This is a genomic window from Bilifractor sp. LCP19S3_H10, from assembly GCF_052119185.1.
Taxonomy (GTDB): Bacteria; Bacillota; Clostridia; order Lachnospirales; family Lachnospiraceae; genus Bilifractor.
In genome coordinates this window covers 1-343 of sequence record NZ_JBQKFT010000084.1, presented here as the reverse complement: position 1 = coordinate 343, position 343 = coordinate 1, and the positions used below count along the sequence as shown (strand labels likewise).

Here is a 343-nt window from a genome sequence, read left to right as displayed (position 1 = left end):
CTCGATCCGGGTGAGCCAAGGCTGTAAGCTGTAGGTCACGAATTCCAGACTCTGCTCTTCGATATTGCTGAATGTCGCATGTTCCAGGTCTCCGATCATGTGCGGAGGCACCCGGAAGATCCGCGCAATCTCATCGATCTGAAATTTCCGAGTGTCCAAGAACTGTGCTTCCTGCGGGTTGATGGAGATCGGCGAATATTTCATCCCCTCTTCCAGAACTGCGACCTTCCCGGCGTTCTGGCTGCCACCGAAGGCTGCCTGCCAGCTGTCCCGGACCTTTTCCGGATCCTTCAGAATGCCGGGGTGTTCCAGCACACCGGAAGGTGCTGCGCCGTTTGCAAAG

The 343-nt window shown here is 56.6% G+C and carries 1 protein-coding gene; it reads right to left on the bottom strand.

Translation table 11 applies throughout. The features are described 5' to 3' along the window. A partial coding sequence (locus ACTQZS_RS15520) for a phage portal protein (protein ID WP_441476612.1) occupies nt 1-343 on the bottom strand: 343 nt, incomplete at both ends.